Consider the following 7,872-nt stretch of genomic DNA (forward strand, 5'->3'; position numbering starts at 1 on the left):
GCGCGCAGCAGTGGCGAGTGTCATGGAAGTGATCGGGCGTTGAAGCAAGGGTCAGTCGAGCTTGGCGCCGGAGATGCGGACGATCTCGGCATAGCGCTTGGTTTCGCTGGCCATGAAGCGGCCGTAGTCCTCGGGCGTGCCGCCGCCGACCTCGGCACCGAACGCGAGCATGCGCTTTTGCAGCTCGGGCGACTTGAGCACCGCATTGGCTTCGTGGTTGAGCTTGTCGATGATGGCGCGCGGCGTGCCGGCCGGCGCCGACAGGCCATACCACGACGAGGCGTACACGCCGGGCAGCCCCACTTCATCGAAGGTGGGCACATCGGGCAGGGCGGGGTTGCGGGTCTTGGAAGCGACTGCCAGCGCGCGCATCTTGCCGCCGGCGATGAAGGGCAGGCAGGTGGTGGTGTCCAGCATCAGCGAGACGTGGCCCGCCGCCACGTCGGCTTCGGCCGGTGAGGTGCCTTTGTAGGGCACGTGAACGATGTCGATCTTGGCCGCGGACGCGAACTGCACCGCCGCCAGGTGCTGCGAGGAGCCGACCCCGCCCGAGGCGTAGTTGAGCGCGCCCGGGTTGGCTCGCGCGGCGTCGATCACATCCTTGACGGTCTTGAAGGGCGAATTGGCGGGCACTACGAGGATGTTCGGGACGGCCGACACATAGATGATCGGCTCGAAATCCTTGACCGGATCGAAGCCCAGCTTGCCGTAGAGGCTGATGTTGACTGCATTGGGGCTGATCGAGGACATCAGCAGGTTGTAGCCATCGGGCTTCTGGCGTGCCGCCAGCTCGGTGCCGATGTTGCCGCCGGCGCCGCCCCGGTTGTCGATCACGAAAGGTTGGCCAAGACGGTGGCCCAGCAGATCCGACACGATCCGCGCCGTGGTGTCCACGCYGCCGCCCGCCGGCCACGGAACCATCAGCTTGATGGGCTGGTTCGGATAGGACGCCGCCGCGTCCTGTGCCGGCGCTGCGGCATGCCATCCGAGCAGGCCGGCGCTCAGCAGCCAGACATGCAGTTTCTTCATCATCGGGTGTCTCCTTTGTAGGTATGGGTGAGATCCTAGGCAGGGATGCCCAGCGCAGCAATCACAATAAAGGCATGCCAGGCATGAGTAAAATTCACACCCATGACGCGTCGCCTGCCTCCTCTCAATGCCTTGCGCGCTTTCGAGGCGGCAGCGCGCTGCGGCAATTTCACTCGCGCTGCGAAGGAGCTCTTCGTCACGCAGGGCGCGGTCAGCCGTCACATCGCCACGCTGGAAGGCTGGCTCGAGGTGCAGCTGTTCGATCGCGGACGGCACGGCATCCGGCTCACTGCCGCGGGCCAGACCTACTTCGCCAGCACGCGGGTGGCGCTCGACCAGATCGAGCATGGCACGCGGCAGCTGCAGCAGCGCACGGACGAGTGGCTGCTGCGGATCAAGGTGCCGCCGACCTTCGCGATCCGCTGGCTGATCCCGCGGCTGGCGCGCTTCCATGCGCTGCATCCGCAGATCGACGTCCAGATCACGACCTCGCACAAGCCGGCCGACTTCGATCGTGACGACGTCGACGTCAGCATCCATTCCGAGCCCCGTCCGCCGACCGGCGCCGGCTTCCGGCTGCTGTTCCGCGAGACGCTGCTGCCGGTCTGCGCGCCGGGCCTGCTGCAGCGCGACCCGCCGCTGCGGGAGCCGGCCGACCTCGCGCACCATGCGCTCCTGTGCTCGCTGAACCGGCCCCAGGACTGGCCGACCTGGCTGGCGGCCGCGGGGACGCACGGCATCGACGGCAATCGCGGCCTGAAGTTCGAGAACGCGGCCATGGCCTACCAGGCGGCTGGCGAGCAGCTGGGCGTGATGGTGGCGCTGCTGGCCTTCGTGCGCGATGACCTCGCGAGCGGCCGACTGGTGGCGCCTTTCGACCTGCGCGTGCCCACCGAGGGTGGGTACTTCATGGCCTGGCGTGCGGACCGGCCGGTGCCCCGGCGGGTGCTCGATTTCGAGGCCTGGATCGCGGCCGAGGCCGATGCGGCGGAAAGCTAGAGCGCGGGATCGCTCATCGCTTCGACGCGCCCGGCGCGCACCGCATGAACCAGCGCTGCATGGTCGCGCTCGGTCTGGTCCGCATAGGCCATCGAAAAGCGCGCGATGGCCTCGTCGAAGGCCTCGCCGCTCCCCAGGTAGCCCGCGAGCATCATGGCATCACCGGAACGCGCGCGCGCACGGGCCAACGACCATCCGCGTGCCTTGGCGTAGTCGGTAAGATTCCCGCTCGTCATCAACTCGATCGTGGGCTTGACCTTGGCATCGCGCAACTGGCGCACGTAGAACTGGCGTCCCGATCGGGTGGTGAACCAGCCGAGGAACATGTCGCTGGCCGCCTGCATCAGGCACTGGCCTTTCGCCACCCGTTGGCCGGCATGCGCGAAGGCCAATTGCCCCGCGTAGCGCTCCAGAACTGACTCGCGCGCCTCCTTGAACTGGAGGAACAGTGCGTCGCCGTTGCCGCTGATGAGGAGCGCGATGCCGCAGTACGTTCCGACGCTGCCGACGCCGACCACCCTCAGCGTCGCGTCGGTCACCGCATAGCGGTCGAGCAGCACGCGCCGCCAGGGAGGCATGGTCTCGGCATAGTCGGCGAGGTCGGCGCGTGCCTGCGCGAGGATCTGGTCATCGTTCAGCGCCGCATCGTGGAAGATCAGCGGCGGTTCGTCGCGGATGCGCGGGCGCGCGCCGGCCAGGTAGGTCAGCTTGGCGAACTCCTTGTCGCGCGACGCACCGTCGGCCGCCTTTTGCACCTTGCGGCCGATGTAGCGGCGAAACTCGCCGTCCTCGCCCATGGCGATCATGGCCTCCAGGTCGTTGGCCGCATACCAGGCGTTGAGCACCGGCATCTCCGCGTACTTCGCAAGTTGCTCACGGTAGCTGGTCACGGACGCCCGTGCGGCATCGCGCGCGTTGTCGTCGCTGAATCCGTTCGAGCGGGCGGCCAGCACGAAGCTTGCAGCCAGCCGCTTCACGTCCCACTCCCACGGCGCGATCAAGGTTTCATCGAAATCGTTGATGTCGAAGATCAGGCGGCGCTCGGGGGTGGCAAATCCGCCGAAGTTGAGCAGGTGGCAATCACCATAGACCTGCAATCGAAGGCTCGAGGCCGGCGAAGCGGCAAGGTCGTCCGCGCCTCGGTAGAAGGCGAATGGCGATGCGAGCATGCGGCCGTGCCGCAAGGGAACGATCCGGTCCTGGCGGTTCGATGCGATCAGCAGGTCGATGGGGTCGCTCCGCGCGCTGTGCGGCGACCCAGGGGGGATGGCTGCTGCGCGGGCAGCGCGCACGCAGGGCCTTGACTTCGGCGCGCCTTTGCGCTCCAGGGCGGCCATGAGGCTGGGCGATGATGCTGAGAGGACGCGCGACGTCCAGCTTCTTGACCATGACTACCTCCTGCCGGCATTTTGCGTCGGCGCTCGATTGTTTCCGCCATTGAAACGCCGCGGTTCAGAGAGATGCGGGTTTTTACCTAGTTTTCGGCGCAAACTTCATTCCCACAGACCAGCCGACAAGCTGATCTGGGTGGACAGGGCCCCCGAGCGAGGTGGCCGCCAAGCCGGCGGCGACCCACCCAAGACCGGTCCGACGTCATCCAAATCATTTGAAGGAAAACATCATGAACACCGCATCCAAGCTCCTCTCCGGTTTCGCCCTCGCGATCATTGCCGCCGCCGGCGTTCACGCCGAAACCTATGAGGGCGTTCATGCGCCGGTGTCGGCCAACAGCCGTGCCGACGTCAAGTCCCAAGCCGTGGTTGCCGCACGCAGCGAGAACCCGTACGCCGAAGGCGCTTCGGCCGGCGTCGCGCAGGTCGTGGCTGCCAGCGCGGCCGACCGCTCCACCGTTCGTTCGCAAGCCGTCGCTGCCGCCCACAGCGCGAACCCGTACGCGGAAGGTGCTTCGGCAACGGCCGCGCCGATCGTGGCCAGCGCGGTGGATCGCGCAAGCGTTCGGGCCGAAGCGCGTGCCGCAGCACGTGGCAACGGGCTCGCACTCTAAGCCCCGACCCTCTCAAAGGCCGGGCCCTGCGAAAGCAAGGCCCGGCTTTTTGCCGTCTGTTGCAGTCAGTCGATCCAGGGACCCCCGAGCATCGCTTGGATGTACGCTGCGACCTTGATCAGGTCGGCGTCGGACATCGGGATCGGGGGCGCATCGACGAGGTGCTCGGCGACCATGTGCAGCTTGGCCGATGCATTGGGCTGCTCCTGGAGCAGCACCGCGATCGCTGCGGTCTGGGCGACCGCCCGCAACTCGAGCGCACGGAGTCGTTCGTTGACTTCTTCCAGTTCCATTGAGTCCCTCCTCTGCGGGTCCGACTTGAGAAAACTGGATTCTGCTTCGAAAGCCGGGTCAACATGGCCTTGGTTCGTCTCGGGTACCACCCGGGCGTGCGAACATCATCGCCATGATCGACAGCACCGATTCCGGCGTTCCCGCGTTCACCCGCCGCAAGCTCGGGTTCCTGCTGCTGCTTTCCTCAGGCGCCTGCCTGCTGGCCTCGGGCTGCGCGAGCCCGCCGATGCCGGCAGTCGGCATCGGGTTGCTCTCGGCCGAGCAGTCGAACGATGTCGCGATCCATGCGCTCGGCCTGGTCGGCACGCCCTACCGCTATGGCGGCAACACGCCCGAGGGCGGCTTCGACTGCAGCGGGCTCATCGGCTACGTCTATCGCAAGAGCGTGGGCCAGGCGACGCCGCGCATGGTGGCGCGGCTGGTTGCGTTCGGCCGGCCGGTGGCCGTGTCGGACATTCGCTCGGGCGACCTGGTGCTATTCGGCGCGTCCACGCCGTCGCATGCCGGCATCTATGTCGGGGAAGGGCGCTTCGTGCACGCGCCGTCGAGCGGCGGCGAGGTGCGTCTCGATCGCCTCGATGGGCTCTACTGGTCGCGCCAGCCGACGCAGGCGCGGCGGCTCTGAGGCTGGTTCAGCTAGCTGCGGCTGGAAACCGCAGACACATCGACCGGCATCGCCTTGCCCCGGAGCGACACCGGGCCCAGCAACTCGACCGGGATGCGCCCGGCGAGCGCAACGCAGGTCGCCGGGTCGACCAGGATCGTTCGCCGCGCCAGCTTGGTGTGCTCCTCGAGCCGTGCGGCGAGATTCACCGTATCGCCGATGCAGGTGTAGGTCGCGCGTTGTCGCGTGCCGGTGTAGCCGGCCACCATGTCACCGGTCGCGATGCCGACGCCGATGCGGATTGATCGCTTGCCGAGCGCGGCGCGCTCGGTGTTCAGGAGCTCGACCTTCTCGACCATGTCGAGGGCCGCGCGAACGGCGGCCGCGGCGTGGTCGGCCAGCGGCAGCGGGGCGCCGAAGATCGCCATCAGGCCGTCGCCGATCATCTGGTTGACCACGCCGCCGTGGCCGTTGATGGCGTCGAACATCAGCGCGTAGTAGGCATTCAGCAGCGCGATGGTCTCCTCGGGCGGCTGCGATTCGACCAGCGCGGTGAAGCCGCGGATGTCGGAGAACATCACCGTTCCGCGCAGATGCCGCCCGCCGAGCGCGAAGCCGGATTGCTCCAGGTCCTGCGCCACCTCGGAGGTGGCGAAGCGGCGCACCAGTTCCTTCTGCTGGTCGCGCAGGCGCTTCTTCTCCAGGCTGGCGCCGATGCGCGCCTTCAGTAGCACCGCATTGACCGGCTTGTGCAGGTAGTCCTCGGCGCCGAGTTCGATGCAGCGCACGATGTTGGCCATGCCCTCGAGCGAGGAGGTCACGATCACCGGGAGGTCGCGCAACTTCGGCGTCCCGGTGAGCTGCTCGAGCACCTGGAACCCATCCATCTCGGGCATCTCGATGTCGAGCAGCAGCAGGTCGAAGGTTTCGCGCTGCAGCAGCTCGAGGGCGACCCGTCCGTTCTCGGCGCATTCGACGCTGTGGCCCTGCAGCTCGAGGCTGCGGGCCAGCAGCAGGCGGTTGACCTTGCTGTCGTCGGCCACGAGCAGGCGCGTCTGCGGGGGTTGAGGCTCACTCACGACTGAGCTCCGCGAGGGCCTCGGCCACCCGCCCGTACTCTGCTGCCAGCGCGTCGAGCGCATTCGGTCGCCGCGCCGCGTCGAGGCCTCCCAACTCGTGTTCGCGGGCCATCGCTGCGAGCGCCAGCGCGCCGAAGGTGAGGCTGTTGGACTTCAGCGAATGCGCCGCGCGGCGAAAGGCGTCGGCCTCGCCCGCGGCGAGTGCTTCCTGAAGCTCCTGCAACATGATCGGGGCCTCCTCTAGGAAGGTCTGCACCAGCTCCCGCACGAAGTCAGCGCCCGCGGTGTCCTGAAGCTCCGCATAGGTCGCGCGGTCGATCGTCGCATCGCTCATGTCACTCGGTCCTTTCGTGCAGGTACGTTGTTCAGTGTCTCGACCAGCCGGTCGACCCGGATCGGCTTGGTCAGGTAGTCGTCCATGCCGGCCGCCATGCACATCTCGCGGTCGCCCTGCATGGCGTTGGCGGTCATTGCCACGATGCGCGGCCGCTGGGCCGCTGCCGGCAGCAGCGTGCAGATCTGTCGCGTGGCATCGAGCCCGTCGAGCTCGGGCATCTGGACATCCATCAGCACCACGTCATAGGGCTGGCGCTGTACCGACTCGACCGCCTCGATGCCATTGGCGGCGAGGTCGGCCCGGTAGCCCATCTGCTGCAGCAGGCGCAGCGCGAGCTTCTGGTTCACCGCATTGTCCTCGGCCAGCAGGATCCGCAGCGGATGGCGTGCCGCCATCGTGGGGTCAATCAGCGGCTTGTGCGCCGCGCCGTCCGCCGGCCGGGCGGCCGAATCGTGCGACAGCAGGCCCACCAGGGTGTCGAAAAGCTGCGACTGGTGAATCGGTTTCGACAGATAGGCGTTGAACAGCGATTCGGCGTCGCCCGCTTCGCGCCGGCCGAGCGAGCTGAAGAGCACCAGCGGCAGCGCGGGGTGGTTGGAGCGGACGCGCCGCGCCAGGTCGACGCCGTCCATCTTGGGCATGTGCATGTCGAGGATCGCGAGATCGAAGTGCTCGCCCCGCTCGAGCCAGCGCAGGGCCTCGAGCGGCGATTCGGTGGCACGCCACGGCATGCCCCATTTCTCGAACTGCAGCGAGAGCACCCGCCGGTTGGTCTGATTGTCGTCGACGACCAGTGCGCGCTTGCCTTGCAGTTCGGGCTGCACGCCGACGTAGTCCCGGTGCCGGCTGGGCGGCAGCTGCGCCGCCGGCGCCTCGATGGTGAAGAAGAAGGTCGAGCCCTTGCCCGGGCCGCCGCTTTCGACCCACATGGTGCCGCCCATCAGCTCGGCCAGCCGCTTGCTGATCACCAGACCCAGGCCGGTGCCGCCGTACTTGCGCGTGGTGCTCGAGTCGGCCTGCGAGAAGGACTGGAACAGCCGGCCCATGCCTTCTGCCGTCAGGCCGATGCCGGTGTCGCGCACGGCGAAGGTCAGCCTCGGCTTGCCGCCCGCGGCGGCCTGCGAACCGACCGTCAGCACCACCTCGCCGGCCTCCGTGAACTTCACCGCGTTGCTCAGCAGGTTCAGCAGGATCTGCCGCAGCCGCGGGAGGTCGCCGCTGACGGCGGCCGGCACGTCGCCCTCCAGCACATAGGCGATGTCGAGCTCCTTCTCGGTGGCGCGCGTGCTCACCAGGTCGAGCGCCGACTCCACGCAGTCGCGCAGGTCGAAGGGCTGCGACTCGATGTCCATGCGCCCGGCCTCGATCTTCGAGTAGTCGAGGATGTCGTTGATGATAGTCAGCAGCGCGTCGCCAGAATCGCGGATGGTCTCGACGTAGTCTTGCTGCTCGGCGTCGAGCCGGGTGTCGAGCAGCAGGCCGCTCATGCCTATCACCGCGTTCATCGGCGTGCGGATCTCGTGGC

Annotated in this window: 9 protein-coding genes; 3 read left to right on the forward strand and 6 right to left on the reverse strand. The window is 67.6% G+C overall.

Going from position 1 to position 7,872, the window contains the following annotated elements; all coding sequences use genetic code 11:
• Nucleotides 1-51 precede the first annotated feature (51 nt).
• The gene (locus AC1DY5_RS33650) at nucleotides 52-1,032 is read right to left on the reverse strand and encodes a Bug family tripartite tricarboxylate transporter substrate binding protein (RefSeq protein WP_478118583.1); all 981 of its coding nucleotides are present in this window, start codon (nucleotides 1,030-1,032) and stop codon (nucleotides 52-54) included.
• A 99-nt stretch (nucleotides 1,033-1,131) separates the two neighbouring features.
• Here AC1DY5_RS33650 and gcvA point away from each other — a divergent pair, with 99 nt between their 5' ends.
• A complete protein-coding gene (gene gcvA / locus AC1DY5_RS33655) occupies nucleotides 1,132-2,028 on the forward strand; it encodes a transcriptional regulator GcvA (RefSeq protein WP_478118585.1) in 897 nt (298 codons plus the stop codon).
• Here gcvA and AC1DY5_RS33660 read toward each other — a convergent pair.
• Nucleotides 2,025-3,320 (reverse strand): DUF2252 domain-containing protein, encoded by a 1,296-nt coding sequence (locus tag AC1DY5_RS33660; protein ID WP_478118587.1) that lies wholly within the window; start codon nucleotides 3,318-3,320, stop codon nucleotides 2,025-2,027. The genes gcvA and AC1DY5_RS33660 overlap by 4 nt on opposite strands.
• Before the next feature lie 329 nt (nucleotides 3,321-3,649).
• Here AC1DY5_RS33660 and AC1DY5_RS33665 point away from each other — a divergent pair, with 329 nt between their 5' ends.
• The gene (locus AC1DY5_RS33665; protein WP_478118596.1) at nucleotides 3,650-4,033 is read left to right on the forward strand and encodes a helicase SNF2; all 384 of its coding nucleotides are present in this window, start codon (nucleotides 3,650-3,652) and stop codon (nucleotides 4,031-4,033) included.
• Nucleotides 4,034-4,098: 65 nt separating this feature from the next.
• Here AC1DY5_RS33665 and AC1DY5_RS33670 read toward each other — a convergent pair whose 3' ends face one another.
• Complete coding sequence (locus AC1DY5_RS33670; RefSeq protein ID WP_478118588.1) at nucleotides 4,099-4,326, reverse strand: hypothetical protein; 228 nt, start codon at nucleotides 4,324-4,326, stop codon at nucleotides 4,099-4,101.
• Between the two features lie 113 nt (nucleotides 4,327-4,439).
• Here AC1DY5_RS33670 and AC1DY5_RS33675 point away from each other — a divergent pair, with 113 nt between their 5' ends.
• On the forward strand, nucleotides 4,440-4,952 hold the full coding sequence (locus AC1DY5_RS33675) for a C40 family peptidase (protein WP_478118589.1): 513 nt from the start codon (nucleotides 4,440-4,442) through the stop codon (nucleotides 4,950-4,952).
• Nucleotides 4,953-4,963: 11 nt separating this feature from the next.
• On the opposite strand, the gene AC1DY5_RS33680 is transcribed toward AC1DY5_RS33675, so the two are convergent.
• The 3 genes from AC1DY5_RS33680 to AC1DY5_RS33690 all read right to left on the reverse strand — a co-directional run.
• On the reverse strand, nucleotides 4,964-6,010 hold the full coding sequence (locus AC1DY5_RS33680) for an adenylate/guanylate cyclase domain-containing protein (RefSeq protein ID WP_478118591.1): 1,047 nt from the start codon (nucleotides 6,008-6,010) through the stop codon (nucleotides 4,964-4,966).
• On the reverse strand, nucleotides 6,003-6,344 hold the full coding sequence (locus AC1DY5_RS33685) for an Hpt domain-containing protein (protein ID WP_478118593.1): 342 nt from the start codon (nucleotides 6,342-6,344) through the stop codon (nucleotides 6,003-6,005). Before AC1DY5_RS33685 ends, AC1DY5_RS33680 begins: the two co-directional genes overlap by 8 nt.
• On the reverse strand, nucleotides 6,341-7,872 hold a 1,532-nt coding region (locus AC1DY5_RS33690; RefSeq protein WP_478118594.1), incomplete at its 5' end, for a response regulator. The genes AC1DY5_RS33690 and AC1DY5_RS33685, both read right to left, overlap by 4 nt.

The sequence above is a fragment of the Variovorax sp. P4_D9 genome (genome assembly GCF_056401695.1).